This is a genomic window from Psychrobacillus sp. Z3-81, assembly GCF_056620325.1.
In genome coordinates, this window is the sequence record NZ_JBWQPU010000010.1 from 18,499 (window position 1) to 42,639 (window position 24,141).

Sequence of the window (24,141 nt, forward strand, 5' to 3'; positions counted from 1 at the left end):
GCTCCCTTCTCTTACAACCCTTTTGTTTGCTTATAAATTTGGATTGCTTCCACTGTACATTCAAAAACGCCTTGGCCTATTTTTTTGCCAAGTGCTGTTACTGGACCAGCATAAGGGATAGTTTCCCCTTCTTGAGTGGAGGCGATTAAGATGCTATCCGTAGGAGTACCAGTAGCTGGTGTATTCGTTCGCTTATCATTTATTCCCTCTGAAACCAATGCCTTTGTTTTTGCCTCGGTTGCCGTCATTACGGCTTGGATAAAAGCTTCTTCGGTCATTTCTCCGTTAATAATTACCCAGGTATTAATCGTCCCCACTGTAGGAAAGGTTTCTATTTCATGCGTTCTTGCTACATCTACGGCATTACCTACCCCAGCTGTAACCATTACGATAATACTGCCAAAGTTTGTTTCATATTCCTTGATAACTGCATCCTCTATATTTACCGCTGTCATCATGGCTACTGTATCTGTTGGCTGGAAGCCATGCGTTTGGAGGTATTGTTCCATTTCTGCTTGTACATTGTCACATGCATAGTGCGGGCTAACTCTTCTATTTAGAAAATGGCTGTACCAACCGCTTCCTGCATTCACAACAGCAGAGGACCACGTTTTAAGCTTCTTTTCAGATTGAAATAAAACATATTCTGGAAATATTTTAATATGCTCCTTCGAAATAAAACGTTGCTTTGATTCCTCTTTCACATCAGGTAAAAGTGTAATTTGAGGCTTAGGCTTTTCCGGATGAGGAGTGGTACTAATTCTCGCTTTATAGACATCCTCTACAATCGCTTTCTTTATTACCTCTTGTGGGTGTCCAATTACCTTTATTTCCCCTCGGTCCATTAAAATCAGTCGATCACAATATAAGGAGGCAAGATTGATATCGTGAAAGATGCTGACAACTGTCAGTTCATTTTCAATTGCTTGTGTTTTGATCGTATCCAACAGCTGTTTTTGATGTGCAATATCTAGATGGTTTGTAGGCTCGTCTAATAATAAAATAGGGGCTTGTTGAGCTAAGGCCTGGGCTACAAATACTCTTTGCTGCTCTCCACCCGACATTAATTCTAAGAGCTGGTGCTCATATTCCTCAATGCCAGTTAGTCGCATTGCCTTCTTTACCGCCTGCTCATCCTCTTCTGACCAGGTAGAAAACCAGCTGCTTTGGTGCGGATAGCGACCCAAAGCAACGGTTTCCCTCACTTTATGTGAAAAAGACTGGTTGTGCAGCTGTGGAAGCACCGCTAGTTTTTTGGCAAGCTCCTTGGATGAATAAGAGAGTAAGGATTTGTTGTCAACGATTACCTCTCCTTCCTTTGCAGGCAATATTCTACTCATAAGCTTGAGAAGCGTTGATTTCCCGCTGCCATTAGGACCTAGAATGCCTACCATTTCTCCTTTTTCCACCTGAAAGGAAACATTGTGCACGACTATTTTCTGATCATAGCCACCAGATAGATTACTTATTTTCAGCATATCAGATGCTCCCTCTCTTTCGTTGTCGGAAGAAAATAAAAGCAAAGACCGGAGCACCGATAAAGGCTGTGATTACTCCAATTGGTAGCTCTGCTGGTGAAATGATAGTACGTGAAACTAGGTCACAAATGATTAACAGCGTAGCTCCATTCAAAAAGCTCAGTGGTAACACATGTCTATTATCAGAGCCAAACAGCTGCCGAGTTATGTGTGGAACAACCAATCCCACAAATCCAATCGTGCCTGAAACAGCAACCGCTCCACCAGTTAGCATAGAACCACCAATTAACACCATCAGCTTCCTCTTTTTCACATCCACACCTAGGTGTAATGCTCGTTCTTCTCCAAATAGCATGGCATTTAACTCTCTTCTATTGAACCAAAGCAGTAAGGAACCTACTATCACAAAAGGCAAGGCTAGCTTTATATATTCCCAGCCTCTCATCGACACACTTCCCAATAACCAGCCGATAATTTGCCGAAGCTCTTCCCCGGTTAACGCAATCATTAAAGAAATAATGGATCCTAAGAAAGAGCTGAATATAATCCCGGTCAATATGATTGTCTCCATTTTCATGGAACGATCGACAAGCTTTGCAAACCCCATTACCAACAGCATTGTACAAAGAGCTCCTAGGATACTAAAAATCGGGAGAGTGAACCCACCTAAAAAGGGAACAGAAAGTCCAAAAAATAATGTAGCAACAGCTCCCACAGAGGCTCCAGATGATACACCAAGTGTGTATGGATCGGCCAGTGGATTTTTTAGTAGGCTTTGGAATGCTGCTCCGGCGATTGCCAAGGATGCTCCCACTAGGCCAGCCAGCAGTACCCTCGGCATTCTAATTTGCCATACAATATTGGCTGCTACCTCGTCGGATGATGTATCCCATAGGGTACTAATTGGAACTTTGACAGAACCGACTGATACACCAAGCCAAATTGCAATTAGTAGAGCTGCAATTGACAAGATGTAGCCAAGCCTTAATTTACTCACTAAAAGCCTCCGGATAAATCGCTCTCGCAACTTCTTCTAGACCATCTGCCAAGCGAGGACCTTGTCGGCTAGTTGTATCTTCATTTATTTGGACAATCGCATCATTTTTCACTGCTGTTATCGTATCAAATCCTGCTCTTGCTTTAATTTTCTCTTGAACTCCATCCACATAGCTGTATGCAACCAAAATGACATCTGGATTTCTTGTAATAATTTCTTCAGGGTCAATTTGGAACCAGCCCTCTTGATCCTCTACCACATTTTCTGCATTCACCATATTTAAAATTTCTTGCATAAACGTGTTGTTACCCGGCGTGTAGATTTCAGGTGCATCGGATGTTTCCACAAAAACGGTCTTCTTTGTCTCAACCTGTGAGACCTTGTCTGTTATATCTTGAACCTTGGCTTTCATCTCTTCGATTACTTTCTGTGCTTCTGGGAACTTTCCAGTAGCTCTACCAATTTGCTCAATGGTTGTATAGGTTTCATTGAAGTCCTCTGCATTTTGAACTACATAAACCTTCACTCCCGCATCACGTAGCTGTTGAAGTCCTGATTCAGCCATCCCTACAATGGATTCGTGTGCAAACACAATATCCGGAGTTAGAGAAAGAATTTTTTCGATATTATATTCCATTCCACCGACTTTTTCTTTTTCCAATGCCTCTGGTGGGTAGCTTTCATATTCATTTACACCAACAATTTCTTCATTCAAGCCTAACGCAAAAAGAATCTCCGTGTTGCTTGGTATCATGGATATGATTTTCTCTGGAGCTTCCTCTAGGGTTATCTCTTGTCCGACAGCATCCGTTAGTGTCAGTGGGAACTTGGTATCAGATACCTCTACTTGTGTACCTTCCTCTTTTTCAACCTTTGTTTCTTCCTCCGATCCACATCCCACTAATAATAGCAGCGATGCGATCAATACAAACCAAAACTTCTTCATTCTTCATTCCTCCTATGTGCAATAAAAAAATCTCCCATCTGATGATGAGAGATAGATATAGGTATAAATCCGCTTGGACTAACATGAGCCGATCTACACCAAACCTATCCTCGTAGGCAATGGGTGTACATACATAAAGGCAGGTATCCTGGCTCGTGATTTCTCACTTACAGTGGCGGGACCGCGCTGGACTTTAACCAGCTTCCCTTTTAACCCAAGCGCTTACACTCGGGCACCTTTATGCAACATATGAATATGCCTTTATTATACTCTAATTCGATTCAATGTCGATATAAAAAAGAGGCTTTGGTATTTAACCAAAACCTCTTAAGGTGTTACATCTTCTCTGGAGCGGAAACTCCAAGTAATTTTAATGCATTTTCAATTGTTTGACGTGCAGACGTTACTAAAGCCAAACGCGCTTCTGATAGCTCTTTATTTTCTGGGTCTAACACTTTGTCTGCGTTATAGAAGCTGTGGAATGTTGCAGCAAGCTCTTGAATATAAGTTGCCACTCGGTGTGGTGCACGCATTTTCGCAGCATCAGCCACCACTTTCGGGAAGTCCCCGATTTTCTTCAATAGGTCTGTTTCTTTTTCACTTTGTAATAAAGAAAGAGATGCTGTTGAAGCTGCCATACCTTTTTCTTCTGCAGCACGTAAGATAGAACAAATACGAGCATGTGCATATTGTGCATAGTATACAGGGTTTTCATTGGATTGAGATACTGCTAAGTCCAAGTCAAAATCCATATGGGAATCACCGGAACGCATGCCGAAGAAATAACGAACAGCATCTAATCCAACCTCTTCTACTAGCTCACGCATTGTTACCGCTTTTCCTGTACGCTTACTCATTTTCATTTTTTCGCCGTCTTTATATAGCTGAACCATTTGGATAATGGAAACCTCTAGTTTTTCACGCTCGTATCCAAGCGCTTCGATTGCCGCCTTCATACGTGGGATATAGCCATGGTGGTCTGCTCCCCAAATATTAATTAACTGGTCAAAGCCACGAACAATTTTGTCCTCATGGTATGCGATATCTGGTAATAAATAAGTGAAAGAGCCATCGCTTTTAATTAACACACGGTCCTTGTCATCTCCAAAAGTTGTAGAGCGGAACCAAGTTGCTCCCTCTTCCTCGAAGATATGACCATTCGCTTTTAATTTATCTAGCGCCACCTGAATTTTTCCATCCTCGTAAAGAGAAGTTTCAGAGAACCAGTTATCGAAGTTCACACGGAAATCTGCTAAGTCCTTTTGAAGCTTCGCAAGCTCTACCTTTAAACCATGTGCACGGAATGCTTTATAACGTTCTTCATCAGACATATGGATAAACTTATCGCCATGCTCTTTTGCAAGGTCGTTAGCAATATCAATAATATCCTGTCCGCGGTATCCATCCTCAGGCATTTCTTTTTCCATGCCTAGTGCTTCAAAGTAACGAACTTCTAAAGAAACAGCGAGGTTGTGGATTTGATTACCCGCATCATTAATATAGTATTCACGTGATACTTCGTAACCAGCGAAGTCTAATACGTTACATAGTGAATCTCCTACAGCTGCTCCACGTGCGTGACCAAGGTGAAGGTCACCAGTTGGATTAGCTGATACAAATTCCACTTGAACTTTCTCGTTTGCACCTGCTTTAGTACGACCGTAATTTTCTTTTTCTGTTAATACGGCCTTTACTACATCTTGTAGATAGTCCTTGCGAATGGTGATATTCATGAATCCTGGACCAGCGATGTCGATTTTCTCCATCATTGTTCCTGTCATGTCTAAGTTTTCTACGATTGCTTCTGCAATTTGACGTGGATTCTTTCTTGCGAGCTTTGTCAGCTGCATCGCTATGTTTGTCGCATAGTCTCCATTTGCTTTATCCTTAGGTGTTTCTAAATGGATTGCAGGAATTTGTTCCTCTGCTACTAGCTCTGCTTTTACAATCGCTTTATGCAAAGATTCCTTCATTGCTTGTTGTACTTGTTCTACCGCGTTCATTATTCCGCCTCCGAATATGTTAGTTGGATTAAGTATGTTCCTACTACTTCCTCTTGGACAATCAGTTCATATTCTACTTTGAATTGTCCTTCTGAGAAGGTAAGTTGTTTTGTATTTGTCATTATCATCATGGATCCGAATCCAGAGTCATAGCTGCCTGTTTGTTGCTCTCCTATTTGGAAAGGCAGTCGCATCTTTACTCCACCGCTTCGTAGAATTAATGCAGCTTCCTCATTTAGTTTGACAGTTGTACGGACATTTTTTTCATTTTGTAACTCTTCGTACACTAGATAAGGCTGTCCACCTTTGATGGTAAGCTCTCCTGTTGTATGCAGCTCTATCGTTTCCTTTGGAATGTCAGGATGCTGGATAGAGGATAAGAGATGTACGTTTACTGTTTTTTTGGTTGGTTGAGACATACAGTTCATCCTTTTAGAGCATTTATTTATCATATATATAACCTTCATATTATAGCTTATACGAAGCGTTTGTGCCAAGTTATGATTGGCATTGGGAGATAGTTTAGGGAAATCGATGAGTTAAATGATGTTTGGGCTAATAAAGATTTACCTCTTCTAATCAAGTATATTTGACAAAGGGATATTCTTCTCTTCCCGTTGATGTTCGCTCTAGGCGGACGCTTTCCGTAGGGCCAACAGGATGTTGGTCAGGAAAACGTTGTCACACGACGTGACGCTCTTAGTTTTCCCTCCCGATAAGCCATCACCGAACGCTACCGCGTGCCGTTGCGATGTCTTATCTGTCCCACTCATCCTACCGGAGTCGCCGCCTGCTGCTACCATCAAGACTGTAGAGTATATGCTTTATTTCATCTAATATGTAAAAACAGCCACCTCCAGTTAGGAAGTGGCTGTCCTTGTTATTTAACTAACGCACCAGATAGTTCAAGTACATTCCTTCACAAGTTTTATCTTATTTCGTTAAAAGATATAGGCATTCGAGAAATGTAAGTCTTTATCTAAAAAGGCACTTTTTTATTTTCACTCTACAAAGCGTTCTTTACACTACTACCAAAGTACAATAATCGATATAAATGCTATGAACGCTAGTACTATATTAACAAATATATAAATATATTTTTTTTCAAGTATAGATGCAATAATCGCAATAATAGCTCCTAAAACAGCTAAAGGAATTGTAAACATAAAATTCCCAGTAATAAATAAGCCATCAATATAGACTAAAACTGTCATAATAGCTGTAGCAATTGTCCACAAACTTGTATTTTTAAACATTATCTATTCCCTCTTTTTTGCAATTTTTCTCTTCACATTCATTATATTATAATAATAATATTGTTTCAAAAAAAAATTTACATATTACTGCTGTTAATAATTACTAAATGAGAGACTCGCTTTAAAAACATTTATTAATTATTCGATATGTTATATTCATATCCTTCTTCCGCTAACCTGCCGTTTCTCCAATAAAGAATTCAACAAAAAAGAGCATTAATCCTTTTTGGATCAACACCCTCACTATAACAACGACCATCCAAGAGAAGATTGAACGGTAGCCCATTGTCGGTACCAGTAAGCCTAAAACATACGGACCAAACCCTAAACCGATATCATATAAAATAAAGAATGTTGAAGTAGTTAATCCCATTCTTTTTTTTATTCTGCATATAAACTTTAGATAGATTTGATGCTAAAATCTTTAAATTCAAAGTCTCACTCCTATTAACTAATCTCGGCTTATCACTATCCCTGATTTATTCATTTTGTGCTAAGCCTCTTTTTATCCTAGCTATGTATTCTTCGGTTACTACCCTTCTACTTTTTTTATACATTCTATAAGTTAATCCGCTTTGTAGACGAAGAAATTATATCCATTTAATGGTATCGCAAGTTGATTTTCACTTATATCTTAAAGGTATCAAAATATACGAAAATAACCTAGCTGAAAAACAAAACCTGCATCTATGATTACCATGTAATCACGGATACAGGTCTTAATAATAATTTACTCTGCTTTTGTGCTTCCGCTAAACTTTGTTTAGCTCCGCAGTCACACCCTGTGTACATTTTCTACTTAAGGAAGCCTATGACCAGTTCCATTAAATTTACTATGCCGAGATGGTGGTGTGCTTCCGCTAAACTGCGTTTAGCTATGCAGTCACACTCAGCGTGTATTTTCTACTTCAGGATGCCTATGACCAGTTCCCTTGAATTTTCTAAGCTGAGATGGTTGTGTGCCTCCGCTTCACTTCGTTCAGCTCCGCAGCGACATTCAGTATATACCGTTTATTTAATGAAACCTAAGATCATTTCTCGTAGAATCTTCGACGCGGTGTTTACTGTCTGCTCCGACTGATCATAAATCGGGGCTACTTCTACTAGGTCGAAGCCTACTACATTTACGCCTGAGTTTGCGATTGCGTGGATGGAGGCTAGTAGCTCGCGGCTTGTGATGCCTCCGCAGTCTACTGTTCCGGTTCCTGGTGCATGTGCTGGGTCTAGGACGTCTATGTCAATGGTTACGTATACTGGGCGACCTGCTAGTGTCGGTAGTACTTTTTTTAATGGCTCTAGTACTTCGAATTTAGCGATTTGCATGCCGTTTTCTTTTGCCCACTGGAATTCTTCTTTCATTCCAGAACGAATTCCAAAGGAGTAGACGTTTTTCGGTCCAATATGTTCAGCAATTTTACGGATTGGCGTAGAGTGAGAAAGTGGCTCTCCCTCGTAATCTACTCGTAGGTCCGTGTGCGCGTCCATGTGGATGATTGCTAAATCCTCGTACTTTTCTGCTACTGCCTTCATTACTGGCCAAGATACTAAATGCTCCCCACCCATGCCAACAGGGACTTTGTTGTCTTTCATTAGCTGACGGATATAGTCTTCAATTAGATTTAAGCTTTTTGCAGCGTTGCCGAATGGCAATGGGATGTCCCCGGCGTCAAAGTAGTTTACGTCGTCTAGCTCTCTATCAAGATATGGGCTGTATTCTTCTAGACCAATAGACACTTCACGGATACGCTGTGGGCCGAAGCGTGAGCCTGGGCGATAGCTTACCGTCCAGTCCATTGGCATTCCGTAGATTACGGCTTTTGCTTCTTCATAGTTTTGTTTGCTTTTAATAAAGACATTGCCAGAGTATGCTTCGTCAAATCTCATCGCTTACTCACCTACTAAGTCTTTCACGAATTTTGGTAAAACGAAAGCAGCTTTGTGCAATTCTTTTGTGTAATATTTTGTATCAATATCAAAGAAATGCTCTTCCGGTACTTGTAAAGGATCATACTTTTTCGATCCAATGGTGAAGCACCATAGACCACTTGGGTAAGTTGGGATATTAGCTAAGTACATGTTTGTGATTGGGAAGATTTCCTTCACATCCTTTTGTACTTGGCGAATCAAGTCAGCCTTGAACCAAGGGTTGTCCGACTGCGCTACGAATATACCATCTTCCTTCAGAGCTTTGGAGATTCCAGCATAAAAGCCTTTGGTAAATAGATTTACTGCAGGTCCTACAGGTTCTGTAGAATCTACCATGATGACATCATACTCATTGTCTGACTCTGCAATATGCATGAAGCCGTCTCCAATTTTTACTTCTACACGTGGATTGTCTAATTCACATGCAATTTCAGGTAAGTATTTCTTCGAGTATTCTATTACTTTTCCATCTATATCAACAAGAGTTGCTTTCTTTACTTTTGGGTGCTTCATGATTTCACGAATTACTCCCCCGTCTCCTCCACCGACAACTAATACGTTCTCTGGGTTTGGATGTGTAAATAACGGAACATGAGCAACCATTTCATGGTAAACGAATTCATCTTTTTGAGACGTCATTACCATTCCATCTAAAAAGAGCATATTCCCCCACTCTTCTGTTTCAGCCATTTCTAGTAATTGAAAATCAGTTTGTTCCGAATGAAGTGTACGTTTTACCTTCATCGTGATGCCAAAATTCTCGGTTTGTTTTTCTGTAAACCAAAATCCAGCCATTTATCTATCTCCTTTGCGTGTTGATTTTATGTATTGTATCAAAAATAGGCAATACAAAGAAAGTATAGTGCTTTTTACCAAAAGTGCAATAGTTTTTTAATTTGCGTTTAATTTAAATCTATTGTTCTCATACTACTAGAAATACCACATTTGAACGGGGAAGATGTAATGGGACGTAGAGAATACAGAAAAAAAGCTACCAGATCACGACGTTTTAAACGGTTCTTTCTATTATCTGTGGCAGCCATCTGTGCGGTGATTAGCGCCTTTGTCACCTTACGAATATATGCGCAAATTGAAGGTGCACCTCTTATTCAGGTGCCCATCTCCTCCGTATTTTTAGATAGCAATGGGAATGTGATAGGAGATCGTTTTCAAGACCAACGTCGTTATTGGGTCACATTAAATGACATTTCACCTTTTGTTGCTGAAGCAACAATCGCTGTAGAGGATAAAGACTTTTATGAGCATAACGGCTTTGATTATTCACGAATTGCTTCCGCACTTTTAAAGGATGTAAAGGCAGGAAAAAAAGTGGAAGGTGCCAGCACGATTACCCAGCAATATGCCCGCAATCTATTCCTGACTCACGAAAAAACGTGGACACGTAAGATAAATGAAGCGCTTTACGCCTATCGATTAGAGCTGTTTTACGAAAAAGAGGAGCTTTTAGAGGGGTATTTAAATACTGTTTACTTTGGTCATGGGATGTATGGGATTGAGGCAGCTAGCCAATATTACTTCGGGAAAAATGCTAAATCTCTTACTCTAGCAGAGTCGGCACTTCTTATGGGAATTCCTAAGGGACCAACTTATTATTCGCCCATTGTGAATGAAGACAAGGCAAGAAATAGGCAGCAGCTCATTTTAAATTTGATGGAGGACCAGCAGTATATTACAAAAGAGCAGAAGGATCGAGCTGTAGAAGAGCAATACGTATTGAAAGCGGAAAATTCATCTTTGACAAAGAAAACTGCACCTTACTTCTTAGAAGAAGCTTGGAAGGAAGCAACTGAGATTGTAACATCCAACGGCCGAAGAATCGAAGAAGGCGGCTGGACCATTACTACTACTCTAAATTCCCATCATCAAAAAGTAGCTGAATCTACGATTGAGAAATGGATGCCTAAGGGAGAGCTACAAATAGGGTTTGTCAGTATGGAGCCTAAAACGGGTTACGTCACAGCCCTGGTTGGAGGAAGGAACTTTACGGAAAGTCCATATAATCGAGTAACCCAAGCAAAACGACAGCCTGGATCCACTATCAAGCCATTGTTGTTTGCGACAGCTCTAGAAAATGGGTTCTCTCCACTGACTTTTTTCACAAGCGAGAAAACAATTTTCACGTATGATAATGGACGCCAAGAATATGAGCCTAAAAACGTAAATGGAGAATTTGCTAATCACCCCATATCGATGGCACAAGCGATGGCTATCTCTGACAATATTTACGCTGTAAAAACCTTAGAGCAAATTGGTTATAAGCCATTTCAGCAGCTAGTTGATCGTTTTCACCTAAACATGAAGGTCCAGGATACTCCTGCAACGGCTCTAGGAACCTCGGAGATTTCCTTGTTAGAGATGACGAAAGCATATAACACGATTTCTGCAAACGGTGTTCTTCATGAGCCTACCTATATCTTAAAGATTACAGATAAGAACGGAAAAGTAATCTACAATAAAGAAAACAAAAAGAAGAAGGAAGAAAAAGTTCTCTTAGAATCTGATGCATTTATCTTATCTCACTTAATGACCGGGATGTTTGACCCAACCTTTAATGACTACTCCCCTGCAACAGGTGTGAGCATTCGGGCAAAGCTAACTCGACCTTATGCAGCCAAATCAGGTACGACTAATACCGATCAGTATCTAATTGGATATTCTCCACAGTTAACTGCCGGAGTATGGAACGGATATGATCAAGGGAAGCAGGTTAGTGATGCACAGGCCAAGCAAGTGACCAAGCAGGTATGGGTAGAATTCATGGAATTAGCTCATCAAGGGCTACCAGTAGAACCATTCATAGCACCCAAGGGAGTTAAAGGAGTAATTATAGATGTGGAAACTGGAGGAATCGCAACTTCTGCATGTGAAAAGCAGCGGTTGATCTATATGAAAGAAAAGGATATACCCAAAAAACTGTGTACAGATCCAACCTTAGAGCAGCATACCTTTGAAGATATCCATAAAACAGAGGATAAGGATCCTTGGTCCTTCTTCCCATTCTCATTCTTCGGTGACTAAGCTCTTTGGAACATAGGCTTACCATAAAAAAATGCTTTCTATTGCCTAATAAGCAATAGAAAGCATTTTTTCTTAGTATCACGTTCTGTATAGAGCTAGATGATTGGATTGGGTTTCACAATGCTTGTAGCTCTTTACTTACTTGCTTCTACTAAGTGTCCTAGCATTACCCTGAAGTAAGCGTTACCTAAATTGTACTGTCTTTTTCATGATTATTCAACCATCTAAGACACTTAATCAGAATAATATTTTAAAAAAATAATTTAAACAGATAAGTCTTCATGAAGCTGTGCACTGCTTCTCTCCCACATTTGGATATTATGCCCTTTAAGAAATTCTGCTAAAATCCCTTTGGAGCGATCATCCATGAAATCGACCAGAATGTGACGCTTCATTGACTTATCCATTTTATTTACATGCTCCGCTAGAATCTTATAGCCTCTTCGCTTTTCACGGTTAATAACCATCTCACAAGCAGCTACTCCGGCATAATAAGGTCCATCCTCTTTATGGTCAATGGTTACCCATACTAACCAATAAGGTTTCCCACCTAAGGAGTCCTCGCGATTCGTTGTAAATTTGATACCTCTTTCCGTATCACTGCGAGCATGCATGGCACCGATTTCAACTTTCGCTGTGCCTTCTTCAATATCTATAATAACTGGAGACACGTTTTCTAGGGAAAGCGCTCCAACTCCATATCCCTTATGTCCGTCCGTTGGATCATTCTTTATAATCGTGAAGCCAATTTTTTGTTTTGGTTTTTCCTCGTTTGTCATGCGAAATCCCTCCGTTCTGTTATGATATATAAGTATACAGATAATGTCACCAAAGGAGGAAATATTATGCCATATGTAACAGTAAAAATGCTTGAAGGCCGCTCCGATGACCAAAAGAGAGCATTAGTTGAAAAAGTAACTGCAGCTGTAGCAGAAACTACTAACGCTCCTGTGGAAAATGTGGTTGTGTTCATTGAAGAAATGCCAAAAAGCCATTATGCTGTCGCAGGAACTCGTCTAAGCGACAAATAATCACTTAGCATTGCTGTAAGAAGACAGTCCTATTATTGAACTGTCTTCTTGCCATTCATTAAATCTATTACAAAAGCGAAGGCTTCCTCGATCTCTTCCTCCGTATAATTTAATTTCCCTTTTACCACGTATAGCTTTTCTATTTGTTCTTCTTTTGGAAGGTTATCAAAGTATAATAAGGTTGAAACAAGCTCTAGAAAGCGAGAGCTTCTCTCCTTCATTCGATCAATACAATAAATCAAATCCTCGCTGAGATTTGGCAGCTGGGCCATCTGCATAAAGTCCTCGCCATTATTAGTCATTTGGTATTTATATTGCACATATGAACCCTTATCTTGTCTTTCTTCTAAAATAAATCCCATATTGCAAAGCTCTTCAATTCGAAGAGTTAGTTCCTCGGAATAAGGACCAAACATATGAAAATCATACTTTTCTTTGTATGGGTATCTCAATTTTTTCGCAATGTAAATCATCTTCTGTAGTTTTTTTCTTCCTGTTATGCCGTCTGCTGCTCCGATAAATTGGACGATTTTTGCATGTTCTTGTAGCAACCCAAGCCCCACCTTTACGTTAGTAAATCTAAAATTTGCTTTCTTATTGCCTTCTTCTTTCCGTCTGCGGACAAGAAATCCTCCGGAAAGTATAATTTATGGTCCGTTCTTCGTTTTCCAGAAATCGCTTCTACTACTTCTGATTGTCTAGAAAGCTCTCGAATTTCTCCTGATGGCATTTGAAGATGGATAGGAATTCTTTCCCCCTCTTCTCCTGGACGATAGAAATCGTATGGTAGATCCGAGGAAGAATCAAACACCAAATAGTATTCTGGGTCTATTCCTACCCGTTTAAACAGCTGCTCTAGCTCTTTCATTTTCATATAGTCCTTCGCCAAATCAAATTCTACGTATTGAAATAAACGACGATTCACAAAGCGGTCACAGAGATCAGATAGTATCGGGTCCTTCTCGTTCATCCACAGCTGGAAGTACGTCAATAAAACCCCTTCATCTAACGCTAAGTACTCTTTTAGTGTAAATGTACCGTCAAAGAATCCCAGAAAGTGAGTGGGCATTTGTTCAAAATCATAGCCAGCTGCACTAAGCGCCTTTGCCCGGTGTAAAATTTTTGTGAGAATGACCTCAGCACTCCGAGATACAGGATGAAAATATACTTGCCAATACATTTGATAGCGGCTCATGATGTAGTCTTCTACCGCATGCATTCCACTCGATTTTATAACGATTTGATCACCAAGCGGTCTCATTACCCGTAGAATTCTTTCCATATCAAAATGACCGTAGCTCACGCCAGTAAAATAGGCATCTCGTTGAAGATAATCCATTCGGTCGGCATCAATTTGGCTAGAAATCAAGCTCACTACCTGCTTATTGGGATATGTTTTTGCTATTACATCGGCCACTTTCTTGGGAAAGTCCTTACTAACCCGCGAAAGAACCTCATTTACTTCCGTCTCCCCTAGCAGAATTGCCTTTGTAAACTCTTCATGATCTAGACCAAACACATTTTCAAAGGCATGTGAAAAAGGTCCATGCCCCAAATCATGTAGGAGGGCAGCACATAAGACTACCAATCTTTCAGAGGAATCCCATTCAACTCTTCCATTGAAGCTATCATCCACTATACGGCGAACGATTTCATATACCCCTAGAGAGTGATTGAAACGGCTATGCTCAGCTCCATGAAACACCAAATATGTAGTTCCTAGCTGTTTAACTCGGCGCAGTCGTTGAAACTCCTTCGTTCCAATGACATCCCATATCACTTGATCACGTATATGAATATAGCGATGCACAGGATCCTTAAACACTTTTTCTTCTGCTAGCTTTTGCGTAGCATAGCTCATACTTCAACCTCCATCTCTTCTTTTTCTAAACTAAGTATAAAGAAAAAAGCCGCTTCTGACAAAGACGGCTTTCTGTTATTTATTATCATTGGATGAGAGTTTTCAGGCTCTTAAACGTTCACTAATCTATTTTATCCCGCATTAAGGGACAGTAAGACTCCGACTTCAAGCTGGCAAAAGACATGAGACAGCGAAGTGGGAGATCAACTGTCCCTAAAAGCGCGATTGGTTCAACTAATGATTGGCGGGGGATGAAAGAAAACCCCCACCAATCAAAGTTTCACTTTATATTTCCAGTTTAGCGCGTACTTTATCCATTAATTCTTCTTCTGTCAGTGCAGCAACAGGGCGATTATTGACAAAAGTAAATGTCTTTTTTCTACCCGGGCCACAATACGATTGACATTCTTTAATTTCAATTTCAGCCTCTGGATCTATTGCTTTTAGCTTAGGAATTAATGTCTTTAAATTAACGGCCTGACACTCATCGCAAACTCTGAAATGGTTTGCCATTTTGTCCACAACCCTTTCTATAGATAGTCATTTGCCTACACGTCATTGTATCTTAAACTTTATATTGCTATCAAGTGTATTTTACGTGAATAAAAGAGCGATATGTTGTCCATGATGTTAATAGAACAACGAAACTATGAACATGGTAGGAGGACAAACATGGTAAAGGTAAGACAAGACGCATGGATGCAAGAAAATGATGAGCTACTGGCAGAGCTAGTGCTTAGACATGTTAGAGAAGGAAGCACACAGCTAAATGCTTTTGAAGAGGCAGGAGACGAGCTTAATAGAACAGCAGCCGCATGTGGTTTCCGCTGGAATGCAGTTGTAAGGCACCAATATGAAACAGAATTAAAAGAAGCAAAAAAGGAAAGAAAAGAAAAGCTTCGCATACTAGGCAAAGACTATCGCAGAAGAGGTAATGGAATCTACCTTGCAAAGCCGCAAGAAGAAGGAGAACGTCTTCAGTCTATCCCAGTTTCAGCGCTATCAATCGATATTATCATTGCTTATCTAGTTCGCTTACAGCATAGTGATTCAGATATTTCTAGATATCGTCATATGGCTACTATTTCAACGGAAAAGATTCGTAAGCTTGAAAGCGAGCTTGCAAAGCTAGAAAAAGAGAACGCAGCAATTAAACAAGATTACGAGCAATTCGTACAAATCATGAACCGCGCAAGACGTTTAGTTACGCTAAACGACGAGGAAATACCAGCTGTTCCTGTTTTCCAAATGGAGAAGAATGGAAACCTAGTTACGAAAGAGCCACCACTTATCTAATTGGTCACTTCGGAGAGTGGGACAATACCATAACTTGAGCAGAAAGACTATCACGATTTCATCATGATGGTCTTTTTTATACTCTAAGAAAATGTATTTATCCCTCACTTCCAAACGATTAACTGTCATTAACAATTCTTAGTTTAGCGTAAGTGGTAATACATATGTGTGCCTCAACCTTTCATACCGTTTACGAGGATAAGGCTCAAGCAATTGCACTAAGACTTGGTATAATATGTAAAAGATGGTTAGGATGGATAGAATGAAAAAAGGGGTTATTGTACTAGCTACGTTAACAATAGAAACATTTGTGATTTGGTTGTTTTCTATTATCACCGGTCTGCATTTCATCGATACAATGTTTTTAGGTGGTCTTTTGTTACTTGGAGGCGCTTGGTTTATTTATTTTGTTATAGCGCCAAGAAACGATCAGTATGATCCGACTGTGGAATATAAGTTCGTCCAGAACATGCAGGCATTAAAGCCATTTCAATTTATACGATCCCCTGTTATTTGGGGTCTCTCCTTGTTTCTAATTGGTAGCTTTGTGATAACACTTTTGGAATACTACTCTTTAAGCTAGCAAACTCGCTATAATGGATTTCCTCATATCCTATGCTATAATGAACATAATATAAAAGACTACCCGGTGTTCGAGCACCAGGTAGTCTCTCTGTAATAGCACCGCTCTTAAGAGCGATCAGCAAATTAGGTCAGTAAACCACCCCAAATGCATTCAGGCTGAGGGGTGGTTTACTTTTTTTGTGAAAAAGTAAATGACAATACAAGTATAGCGACAATTAACGAACCAAAGCCAATCATCAAGCTAATCGCCTCATATACTGTCAAACAGCCTCACCCCCTTCCATCCCTTTATCAAAAGACACGGAAAAAGATGTGCTGACCACCCTCAGGAAGCCAATTGCTATTACCATTCTATTATAACATAATAACTGTAAAATAACGGTAATTACCTTCAGTTGTTCTCATTTTGCTAGCAGCTTCTCATTTCTTTGAATCATCCGTTCTAGGTAAAATTGATAGAGTTCCAGCTCTTCCTCCTGTAAAACGGAAGCACGAACGGTACCTGCTAGCTCATGAAGAAGGTGTTGGATCCGAAGAACAATATCTGGAACGGTAAAATCTGTTCCTAAAAGCTCGTTAATGGATGCCATTACCTCTGGTTTTATTTCTGGATAACGAAATTTTGTTTGCTCTCCTTTTAATCCGGCTGCATAGAAGGAGCGAATCAGTTCTGCTCGCTCACTTCCGCTCCCCTCTATACATAGATAGATTTGAACGGCTACCCCTTGACGTAATCTTCTTTGGGATATCCCAGCAAACTTTTTTCCACCTATGCTTAAATCGTAGGAACCAGGGCAATAGGAGCCTATGATTTCATAGGCCTCTATTTGATCTTTCGCCTCTGGGAAAAGCAACCGAATAAAAGTAAGCATTACATCATAGCCAGTATTTATATCAATAGAGTGGTCCTTTTCGGAAAGAATGATGGATATGTTCAGCACACCTTCGTCTAACACGACCGCCAGACCACCAGAATTTCGTACAATTGGTGTATAGCCGTTTTGACGTAGCACCATCTGAGCGTCTTCTACAAATGGGAGTCGGTGATCTTGAATACCCATTACGACCGTTTGATCGTGTACCCAAGTTCGTATGGTCGCAGGAGAAAGCCCCTGGCCAACTAAATGACATAATAGGTCATCTGTAGCGAACGATTCCAGGGCCGATTTATCTCTTCCGCTAATGGACTGATCCCAAAAGCGCCATTCTTTTCGATTTAATAAACCATCTATTTCTGACATACCGTTTCTCCTTACTTTAATGCCTGAGCAGCAGTAATGTATGCTAGCTTGTACACATCATCTGCGTTACATCCTCTTGATAAATCGTTCACTGGTGCGTTTAAGCCTTGTAAAATTGGACCAATTGCTTCAAAACCGCCAAGACGCTCTGCTATTTTGTACCCAATATTTCCAGCTTCAAGTGATGGGAATACAAACACGTTTGCATCTCCTTGTATTGGGGAACCCGCTGCTTTCTTTTGGGCAACGGAAGGAACAATACTTGCATCGAATTGCATCTCTCCGTCAAGCGTTAGTTCTGGTGCCTTTTGCTTCGCAAGCTCCGTCGCTTTTGCAACTTTTTCTGTTTCCTCTGACTTAGCTGAACCTTTTGTAGAGAAGGATAGCATCGCAACCTTTGGATCAATTCCGAATGCTGCAGCAGTTTTCGCGCTTTCTACAGCAATCTCAGCCAAATCTTCACTTGAAGGAGCTATGGTGATTGCACAATCTGCGAACAGGTATCTTAACTCGTCTTTTATCATAATAAATGCACCGCTTGTTTTAGAAACTCCCGGCTTTGTTTTAATTATTTGTAGTGCTGGTCTAACTGTGTCAGCTGTTGTATGAGCAGCTCCGCTCACCAGCCCATGCGCACGGCCAGTGTACACGAGCATTGTGCCGAAATAATTAGGATCTTTTAGAATTTCCTTTGCTTCTTCTGTGGAAACCTTGCCCTTTCTTCTTTCTACAAATGCTGCGACTAGTTCGTCCATTTCCTCGAAATCTTCAGGTGTAATAGAGTGTAAATCCTCAGGTAGATTTTTCCCTATTAAAATCGGATGGATAATACCTTCCTTTTGTAGGATTTTGGCAGCTTCTAAGATGCGTGAATCTTCTCCTTCTGGAAACACAATCGTTAGATTAGTGCCTGCCAAAGTTGTTTTTAATTCTTCAAATAAATTAGCCATTTGTTGCCTCCTGATTATGGGTTATTACATGTTTAAGCATACACCAGATTGTCACAGTTTGTCATGTATGCATCACGTCCAAATAGTATTTCCTAATGTCCTTGTGATAAACTAAAAATGCGAAATATTTCTTTAAAGGGAGTGTCTTACACGATGAATGAAGCAGCAATTACATTAGACGGCTGGTACGTATTACATGATTTCCGCCAAATGGACTGGGCATCTTGGAAGCAATTAACACCAGAATTGCGTAAACAAGCGACAGATGAGTTCCTATCATTCTTAGATGAGCTTCAAAAAGCAGACGATGCTAAAACTGGAGCACATGCTTTCTATACAGTAGTTGGTCAAAAGGCAGACTTCATGTTAATGACTTTGCGCCCAACAATGGATGAGCTTCAACAGCTAGAAGCCAAATTCAATAAATTGATGATTGCAGACTTTACCATTCCTGCATATTCCTACGTTTCTGTCGTGGAATTATCAAACTATCTAGCTGGAGAATCTAACGAAGATCCTTATCAAAATCCACACGTGCGTGCGAGACTATACCCTGAGCTTCCTCGCTCTCAATACGTTTGCTTCTATCCAATGGACAAGCGTCGACAAGGAAACGATAACTGGTATATGCTTCCTATGGATGACCGTAAGAGTTTAATGCGCAGCCACGGTATGATTGGCCGTCAGTATGCCGGAAAAGTAAAACAAATCATCTCTGGTTCCGTAGGATTCGACGATTTTGAGTGGGGTGTTACCTTATTCTCCGATGATGTACTGCAATTTAAAAAATTAGTATACGAAATGCGTTTTGACGAAGTGAGTGCTCGTTACGGGGAGTTCGGTTCATTCTTCGTAGGAACTATCTTGCAAGGAGAAAAACGCGAAGAGTTCTTCCAATTATAATAGTTCACTTGGTATCCAGAAGATGTGTCTTTTCTGGATACTTTTTTATTTCTCCATAAGGTTACTACAATTTACCTTTGAAGATACTTGGTAATTTTAGTCATGTTTTGTCATATCGTTGCATAGGCTAAGTTAGGAGGTGATACGTTGCCAGTGATTCGCGCAACGTCCAAGGATGTTGACCTTCTTGCAAGGCTAATGAGGGCAGAAGCAGAGGGGGAAGGAGACCTAGGAATGCTAATGGTTGGGAATGTAGGGGTGAATCGAGTTAGAACTGCTTGCTTAGATTTTACCGACATCCGAACTATCGAAGAAATGGTGTTTCAAAGACCTGGTGGGTTTGAGGCCACGACCAAGTCCTATTTCTATCAGCGAGCAAGAGACAGTGATAGAGCATTAGCTCAACGCGTTATCAATGGGGAACGTTTCGATCCAGCTACTCGTTCACTTTGGTTTTTTGATCCTGGTGAAAATGCACCTTGTCCTGCTCAATGGTACGGTCAGTGGAATTCAGGACGCTATAAAGCTCACTGTTTCTTCTCTCCAACAGAATCCGAATGTCCGGAGATTTAAAAAAGAAAGGATGTATAAATGGTTCAATATTATTGGAACCCTGCTGCCTATCCACAGCAGCAATATGCTCAACAACCAGCTGCTCAGCAGCAACAATTTACTCCTGGTCAGCAACAGCCATACACGCCTGGTATAACTATCCCTGCTTCTAGACGTGGTGCAGAAGAGTCCTTTATTGAAAATATTTTAAGATTAAATAGAGGGAAACTAGGTACGTTTTATTTTACCTTTGACAACAATGCTGTTCGAAACAATGTTGTCATTACAGGTGTCGTGGAAGCTGCCGGAAGAGACCATGTTATTATTAGCGATCAAAGTGGAAAAAGATACTTAATGCTGATGATTTACTTTGACTATGCAACATTTGATGAGGAGATTGCATACTTTCAGCAATAAAGTGAAACTTTGATTGGTGGGGGTTTTCTTTCATCCCCATTGAAGTGGGAGTCTTACTGTCCCTTAATGCGGGATAAAACAATGAAGCACTTACCCTTTCGCAAGATCGTAAGTGCTTTCTTACTTGTCCAAACCAGCTTTAATAGATTGCATGTATATATACTCGCTATAAATAAAATAAACCAAACCTCCCTTAGGAGATTTGGTTTATTAGCTTGCGTATTTAACTGCAGATACAATTAGCATAATCCATCCCGCTAGGAATGCTACTCCACCAATAGGAGTGATTGCACCTAGAACACCGATTCCTGTTAAGCTCAGAACATATAGGCTACCTGAGAATATGATAATACCTGCCAAAATTAGATATCCAGCTGTATTTAATGAGGATACTGCGCCTAAAAGTTTACTGCTCATTAAAATACCGATAGCTACTAGTGCTACTGCATGAAACATCTGATATTGCACAGCTGTCTCCCAAGTCGCTAAGTATTTATCCTCGATTCGTCCTTCTAGCAAATGGGCACCAAATGCGCCTAATGCAACGGACAAAAAACCGTTAACGGCACCAGCAATTAGAAAAAATTTCACGTTAACTACCCTCTCTCATTTAAAAATCAAATATAGAATCCCCGTTGGCATCCTCTTCCTGCACTCTTGTACCCACCGAAGGCTCAGCCATCTTAGGCGAGGAAATTACTTGCGACACTTCCACCCTTGGTGAGGAATCTAACGCCAATTCACAGAGAGCTTTTATTGCTGCTAGACTTTCTCTAACCAATTGATCATTGGTATTCTGCCTTGCAGCATGTAGCTGCTTTTCTATCTGCCCTAATATTTGTTGATTTGAGATCATTGCTGTCCTCCCTCTCCTGGCTTTGCTTCAAATCTCAAACAATCTATTCCCGAAGTTCTTTTCACTACTTTAGAAGGGAGTTCCTTTGTTTTAAAGCCATAAGCCTTGCATCCTCTTGGATGATTTGCATCCCAGGTTACATAGAAGTTTCGGCACTTAAAGCAATTTACAGCCACTTATAAACCTACTTTCTATTTAATAATTTTAGCATAGTTACAAACAGAAATCGATTGGCTTCTCACCCCATTCAACTAGCTGAGCAATTATCTGAGAATAGGGTTTGCTTCCCAAGAATCCTTTACTGGCGCTTAAAGGACTTGGATGTGCAGCCTGGATGATCACATGCTTATTTGTGTCTATTAATCTACTTTTTGTTTGCGCAGGCTTTCCCCACAACACAAAAATTATCGGCTTTTCACGTTCAGATAATTTTTGGATAACCGTATCAGTAAAAGTTTCCCAACCTTTTCCCTTATGAGAGTGAGCTTTTCCTGCACGAACAGTTAGTACCGTGTTTAACAATAAAACTCCTTGCTTTGCCCACTTCTCTAAAAAACCGCTCGTTGGTATCGGACATCCTATATCCGCCGCTAGCTCTTTAAATATATTTCTTAGGCTAGGTGGGATTTTGACTCCTGGTTGGACAGAAAAGCTTAGACCATGTGCTTGACCAGGTCCATGATATGGGTCTTGTCCTAGTATCACTACCTTTACCTCTTCGTATGGCGTGAGACGAAAGGCGTTCCCTATATCTTTCCGTTCCGGATATATGGTGTGTTCTTCGTACTCCTGATCTAAAAAAGCTTGAAGCCTTTGAAAGTATGGCTTGTCCAGCTCCTCCTGAAGAATATCCTTCCAGTTATTCACCCAATCACTCCTTGAATTCGACTTCCACCTCATAATCTACTAATTGAAACAACTCTTTAACAGCCTTCTCTGCATTTTCTTGTGCTGTTAATAAAAGCCCTTGACCTGCCGTCTCTTCAATCATCATATCTTGCGCTGTTTGTATAAGCTCAATCCCTTCGGCGATATTAGCTTCGTCACGGAATAGACCTTCATAAGAGTATATCTCCACATGGTCAAACAGTATTTCTGGTTCACTTAGAAACTCTGCAGCCGGCAAGGTAAGCTTCGCCGTTTTCTTCTCTTCATTTACCTTAATGTCATCTTCCGTTACTTCGGAAAGATCGACCCCTGCTTTCACAGACCCTGGTACTACAAATAATAGCTGGCGTTTTGTACCGGGTAAATCTATTCCAATCTCTTGCCCGAATAAAGCATTATCCTGTCTTTCTATGACAACCTTAGTAAACGCCTCAGCAGTTGCAAGCTCATTCAAGCTCTGTACTCTCTCTAAAAAAGCTCCTTTTGACTCTGTAAACGTACTGCCCTGAATAGCCCAAAAGGCTGCAAAGGGAAGTGCTGCTATTAGAATAATTGCAATCAGAGTAAGGATTATCGTTGTTTTTGAACCAAATCTCCATAGGAAGGTTGGGAATTTCCAAAAGCTAAAACTCTTCCTTCTTCGTGTATCTTCTGTATATGTTACGGCAGTTTCCTCTTCCTGTGCCTTTAATTCCTTCAATAGTTTTTCCAGCTCTCGGATCTTGTCGTCTTTTCGCATATCCATTCCTCTCTTTCTATTATTCACTTACGTCAAAAAAGGGCAAAAGTTTCTAAAAAACATTCTTTCCCTTTCTCTATTCCCCATTTTCCAACATGTTCACCCGTTTCGACAAGTGTTCTTTTCTTCCAACATGCTTGAATTGAATTTTCCACCCTATCTGATACAATGAAGAATATTAGCTCTTTACAAATAAAGGAGATATTTTCTATGACTATTAAAAAGACATTAACGATAGCAGGATCAGATACATCGGGTGGCGCTGGAATCCAAGCAGACCTTAAAACATTCCAAGAGCACGGAACATACGGGATGAATGTCTTAACTGTTATTGCTACGATGGATCCAGATAATAACTGGAGCCACGGAGTATTTTCATTGCCAGTAGAGGAAATAAAACGTCAAGCAAAGACTGCCTTATCTACAAACGTAGATGCTATCAAGACAGGTATGCTTAGCACAGAAGAAATTATTGAAACTGCAGGTAATATTATAGAAGAGTCAGGGATTACGAATATCGTCATTGACCCTGTGATGGTGTGTAAGGGAGAGGACGAAGTGCTTAACCCTGGAACAGTTGATGCAATGATTACGCATCTGTTGCCTCGTGCCCTAGTAGTTACACCAAATCTATTTGAAGCAGGACAGCTTTCTGGAATTGGTACTTTAAAAACTATTGAAGATATGAAAAATGCCGCTGAAAAGATTTATTCTCTTGGCGCTAAAAATGTTGTGATCAAAGGTGGAAAACAGTTACATCATGACAAAGCTGTTGACCTTTTCTATGATGGAAAAACACATACACTTTTAGAAACAGAAAAGACAGATACCACATATAATCACGGAGCTGGATGTACCTTCGCCGCTGCTATCACAGCTAACTTAGCAAACGGACTTCCTGTGGCAGAGGCTGTGTTTGAAGCTAAGAAATTTGTTTCAGCAGCAATCGCCCACGGCTGGAAACTTAACCAATATGTTGGACCAGTTCTTCATGGAGCAAAAGGAAAATACGGAGCTCCACCAGTTTCCTCTACAATTGTTTAATCCTTCATCGCAGGGTCCCAGCGGCTTTGCGATTTTTTTGTCCCGCATTAAGGGACAGTAAGACTCCCACTTCAAGATGGCAAAAGAAGTGGGAGATCAACTGTCCCTAAAAGCCCGATTGGTTCAACTAATG

At 40.4% G+C, this 24,141-nt stretch carries 28 protein-coding genes and 1 riboswitch; of the genes, 8 read left to right on the forward strand and 20 right to left on the reverse strand.

Translation table 11 applies throughout. The features are described 5' to 3' along the window. Positions 1–11: 11 nt before the first annotated feature. The 9 genes from AC1ECF_RS11930 to speE form a co-directional block, all read right to left on the reverse strand. Entirely contained in the window at positions 12–1,478 is a 1,467-nt protein-coding gene (locus tag AC1ECF_RS11930; RefSeq protein WP_480389647.1) for an adenosylcobinamide amidohydrolase, read from the reverse strand. A gap of 1 nt (position 1,479) precedes the next feature. Then, the gene (locus AC1ECF_RS11935; protein WP_480389753.1) at positions 1,480–2,451 is read right to left on the reverse strand and encodes a FecCD family ABC transporter permease; all 972 of its coding nucleotides are present in this window, start codon (positions 2,449–2,451) and stop codon (positions 1,480–1,482) included. Positions 2,452–2,467: 16 nt separating this feature from the next. Then, positions 2,468–3,421, reverse strand: a complete 954-nt coding sequence (locus AC1ECF_RS11940; RefSeq protein WP_480389648.1) for an ABC transporter substrate-binding protein — start codon at positions 3,419–3,421, stop codon at positions 2,468–2,470. Positions 3,422–3,542: 121 nt separating this feature from the next. Beyond that, positions 3,543–3,676, reverse strand: a riboswitch (cobalamin riboswitch). 80 nt (positions 3,677–3,756) lie between these two features. Further along, positions 3,757–5,424, reverse strand: a complete 1,668-nt coding sequence (argS, locus tag AC1ECF_RS11945; protein WP_480389649.1) for an arginine--tRNA ligase — start codon at positions 5,422–5,424, stop codon at positions 3,757–3,759. Beyond that, positions 5,424–5,843, reverse strand: coding sequence for a YwiB family protein (locus tag AC1ECF_RS11950; RefSeq protein WP_480389650.1), 420 nt, complete (start codon positions 5,841–5,843; stop codon positions 5,424–5,426). Before AC1ECF_RS11950 ends, argS begins: the two co-directional genes overlap by 1 nt. A gap of 609 nt (positions 5,844–6,452) precedes the next feature. Then, positions 6,453–6,680: a hypothetical protein gene (locus tag AC1ECF_RS11955; RefSeq protein ID WP_480389651.1), complete on the reverse strand. Its 228-nt coding sequence runs from the start codon at positions 6,678–6,680 to the stop codon at positions 6,453–6,455. 172 nt (positions 6,681–6,852) lie between these two features. Continuing rightward, positions 6,853–7,053: a hypothetical protein gene (locus tag AC1ECF_RS11960; protein WP_480389652.1), complete on the reverse strand. Its 201-nt coding sequence runs from the start codon at positions 7,051–7,053 to the stop codon at positions 6,853–6,855. A 638-nt stretch (positions 7,054–7,691) separates the two neighbouring features. Then, positions 7,692–8,564 carry an agmatinase gene (speB, locus tag AC1ECF_RS11965; RefSeq protein ID WP_480389653.1) on the reverse strand — a complete coding sequence of 291 codons (873 nt, stop codon included), beginning with the start codon at positions 8,562–8,564 and terminating at the stop codon, positions 7,692–7,694. Positions 8,565–8,567: 3 nt separating this feature from the next. Then, positions 8,568–9,401, reverse strand: coding sequence for a spermidine synthase (speE, locus tag AC1ECF_RS11970; RefSeq protein WP_480389654.1), 834 nt, complete (start codon positions 9,399–9,401; stop codon positions 8,568–8,570). Positions 9,402–9,569: 168 nt separating this feature from the next. Between speE and AC1ECF_RS11975 the strand changes: the two genes are divergently transcribed. Continuing rightward, on the forward strand, positions 9,570–11,645 hold the full coding sequence (locus tag AC1ECF_RS11975) for a transglycosylase domain-containing protein (protein WP_480389655.1): 2,076 nt from the start codon (positions 9,570–9,572) through the stop codon (positions 11,643–11,645). Positions 11,646–11,908: 263 nt separating this feature from the next. Here the strand turns inward: AC1ECF_RS11975 and AC1ECF_RS11980 are convergent, their stop codons facing one another. Continuing rightward, positions 11,909–12,424 carry a YwhD family protein gene (locus AC1ECF_RS11980; RefSeq protein WP_480389656.1) on the reverse strand — a complete coding sequence of 172 codons (516 nt, stop codon included), beginning with the start codon at positions 12,422–12,424 and terminating at the stop codon, positions 11,909–11,911. Positions 12,425–12,490: 66 nt separating this feature from the next. Between AC1ECF_RS11980 and AC1ECF_RS11985 the strand changes: the two genes are divergently transcribed. Beyond that, positions 12,491–12,676 carry a 2-hydroxymuconate tautomerase gene (locus AC1ECF_RS11985; RefSeq protein WP_480389657.1) on the forward strand — a complete coding sequence of 62 codons (186 nt, stop codon included), beginning with the start codon at positions 12,491–12,493 and terminating at the stop codon, positions 12,674–12,676. A gap of 32 nt (positions 12,677–12,708) precedes the next feature. Here AC1ECF_RS11985 and AC1ECF_RS11990 read toward each other — a convergent pair whose 3' ends face one another. The 3 genes from AC1ECF_RS11990 to AC1ECF_RS12000 all read right to left on the reverse strand — a co-directional run bounded on the left by AC1ECF_RS11990 (position 12,709) and on the right by AC1ECF_RS12000 (position 15,050). Beyond that, positions 12,709–13,227 (reverse strand): YwgA family protein, encoded by a 519-nt coding sequence (locus tag AC1ECF_RS11990; protein ID WP_480389658.1) that lies wholly within the window; start codon positions 13,225–13,227, stop codon positions 12,709–12,711. Positions 13,228–13,241: 14 nt separating this feature from the next. Beyond that, positions 13,242–14,537, reverse strand: a complete 1,296-nt coding sequence (locus AC1ECF_RS11995; protein WP_480389659.1) for an HD domain-containing protein — start codon at positions 14,535–14,537, stop codon at positions 13,242–13,244. 285 nt (positions 14,538–14,822) lie between these two features. Continuing rightward, a complete protein-coding gene (locus AC1ECF_RS12000) occupies positions 14,823–15,050 on the reverse strand; it encodes a YuzB family protein (RefSeq protein WP_480389660.1) in 228 nt (75 codons plus the stop codon). Between the two features lie 159 nt (positions 15,051–15,209). Here AC1ECF_RS12000 and AC1ECF_RS12005 point away from each other — a divergent pair, with 159 nt between their 5' ends. Both AC1ECF_RS12005 and AC1ECF_RS12010 read left to right on the forward strand, forming a co-directional pair. Continuing rightward, positions 15,210–15,833 (forward strand): RsfA family transcriptional regulator, encoded by a 624-nt coding sequence (locus AC1ECF_RS12005; protein WP_480389661.1) that lies wholly within the window; start codon positions 15,210–15,212, stop codon positions 15,831–15,833. A 262-nt stretch (positions 15,834–16,095) separates the two neighbouring features. Then, positions 16,096–16,416 (forward strand): hypothetical protein, encoded by a 321-nt coding sequence (locus AC1ECF_RS12010; protein WP_480389662.1) that lies wholly within the window; start codon positions 16,096–16,098, stop codon positions 16,414–16,416. Positions 16,417–16,586: 170 nt separating this feature from the next. Here the strand turns inward: AC1ECF_RS12010 and AC1ECF_RS12015 are convergent, their stop codons facing one another. The 3 genes from AC1ECF_RS12015 to pta form a co-directional block, all read right to left on the reverse strand. Beyond that, entirely contained in the window at positions 16,587–16,682 is a 96-nt protein-coding gene (locus AC1ECF_RS12015; RefSeq protein ID WP_480389663.1) for a putative holin-like toxin, read from the reverse strand. A gap of 137 nt (positions 16,683–16,819) precedes the next feature. Further along, entirely contained in the window at positions 16,820–17,659 is an 840-nt protein-coding gene (gene lipL, locus AC1ECF_RS12020) for an octanoyl-[GcvH]:protein N-octanoyltransferase (protein ID WP_480389664.1), read from the reverse strand. Positions 17,660–17,670: 11 nt separating this feature from the next. Continuing rightward, the gene (pta, locus tag AC1ECF_RS12025; protein ID WP_480389665.1) at positions 17,671–18,609 is read right to left on the reverse strand and encodes a phosphate acetyltransferase; all 939 of its coding nucleotides are present in this window, start codon (positions 18,607–18,609) and stop codon (positions 17,671–17,673) included. A gap of 153 nt (positions 18,610–18,762) precedes the next feature. Here pta and hemQ point away from each other — a divergent pair, with 153 nt between their 5' ends. The 3 genes from hemQ (at position 18,763) to gerQ (ending at position 20,481) form a co-directional block, all read left to right on the forward strand. Continuing rightward, positions 18,763–19,512, forward strand: a complete 750-nt coding sequence (hemQ, locus tag AC1ECF_RS12030) for a hydrogen peroxide-dependent heme synthase (RefSeq protein ID WP_480389666.1) — start codon at positions 18,763–18,765, stop codon at positions 19,510–19,512. A 147-nt stretch (positions 19,513–19,659) separates the two neighbouring features. Then, the gene (locus AC1ECF_RS12035) at positions 19,660–20,085 is read left to right on the forward strand and encodes a cell wall hydrolase (RefSeq protein WP_480389667.1); all 426 of its coding nucleotides are present in this window, start codon (positions 19,660–19,662) and stop codon (positions 20,083–20,085) included. Positions 20,086–20,103: 18 nt separating this feature from the next. After that, complete coding sequence (gene gerQ, locus AC1ECF_RS12040) at positions 20,104–20,481, forward strand: spore coat protein GerQ (RefSeq protein WP_480389668.1); 378 nt, start codon at positions 20,104–20,106, stop codon at positions 20,479–20,481. A 210-nt stretch (positions 20,482–20,691) separates the two neighbouring features. On the opposite strand, the gene AC1ECF_RS12045 is transcribed toward gerQ, so the two are convergent. From AC1ECF_RS12045 to AC1ECF_RS12060, 4 genes are all read right to left on the reverse strand, one after another. Then, positions 20,692–21,072 (reverse strand): DUF423 domain-containing protein, encoded by a 381-nt coding sequence (locus AC1ECF_RS12045; RefSeq protein ID WP_480389669.1) that lies wholly within the window; start codon positions 21,070–21,072, stop codon positions 20,692–20,694. Positions 21,073–21,091: 19 nt separating this feature from the next. Continuing rightward, on the reverse strand, positions 21,092–21,337 hold the full coding sequence (locus AC1ECF_RS12050) for a YwdI family protein (protein WP_480389670.1): 246 nt from the start codon (positions 21,335–21,337) through the stop codon (positions 21,092–21,094). Positions 21,338–21,550: 213 nt separating this feature from the next. Further along, on the reverse strand, positions 21,551–22,204 hold the full coding sequence (locus AC1ECF_RS12055; RefSeq protein ID WP_480389671.1) for a uracil-DNA glycosylase: 654 nt from the start codon (positions 22,202–22,204) through the stop codon (positions 21,551–21,553). Positions 22,205–22,208: 4 nt separating this feature from the next. Continuing rightward, positions 22,209–22,964: a DUF4230 domain-containing protein gene (locus tag AC1ECF_RS12060; protein ID WP_480389672.1), complete on the reverse strand. Its 756-nt coding sequence runs from the start codon at positions 22,962–22,964 to the stop codon at positions 22,209–22,211. A gap of 210 nt (positions 22,965–23,174) precedes the next feature. Between AC1ECF_RS12060 and thiD the strand changes: the two genes are divergently transcribed. Beyond that, positions 23,175–24,008 carry a bifunctional hydroxymethylpyrimidine kinase/phosphomethylpyrimidine kinase gene (gene thiD, locus AC1ECF_RS12065; protein WP_480389673.1) on the forward strand — a complete coding sequence of 278 codons (834 nt, stop codon included), beginning with the start codon at positions 23,175–23,177 and terminating at the stop codon, positions 24,006–24,008. The last annotated feature ends 133 nt before the right edge of the window (positions 24,009–24,141 follow it).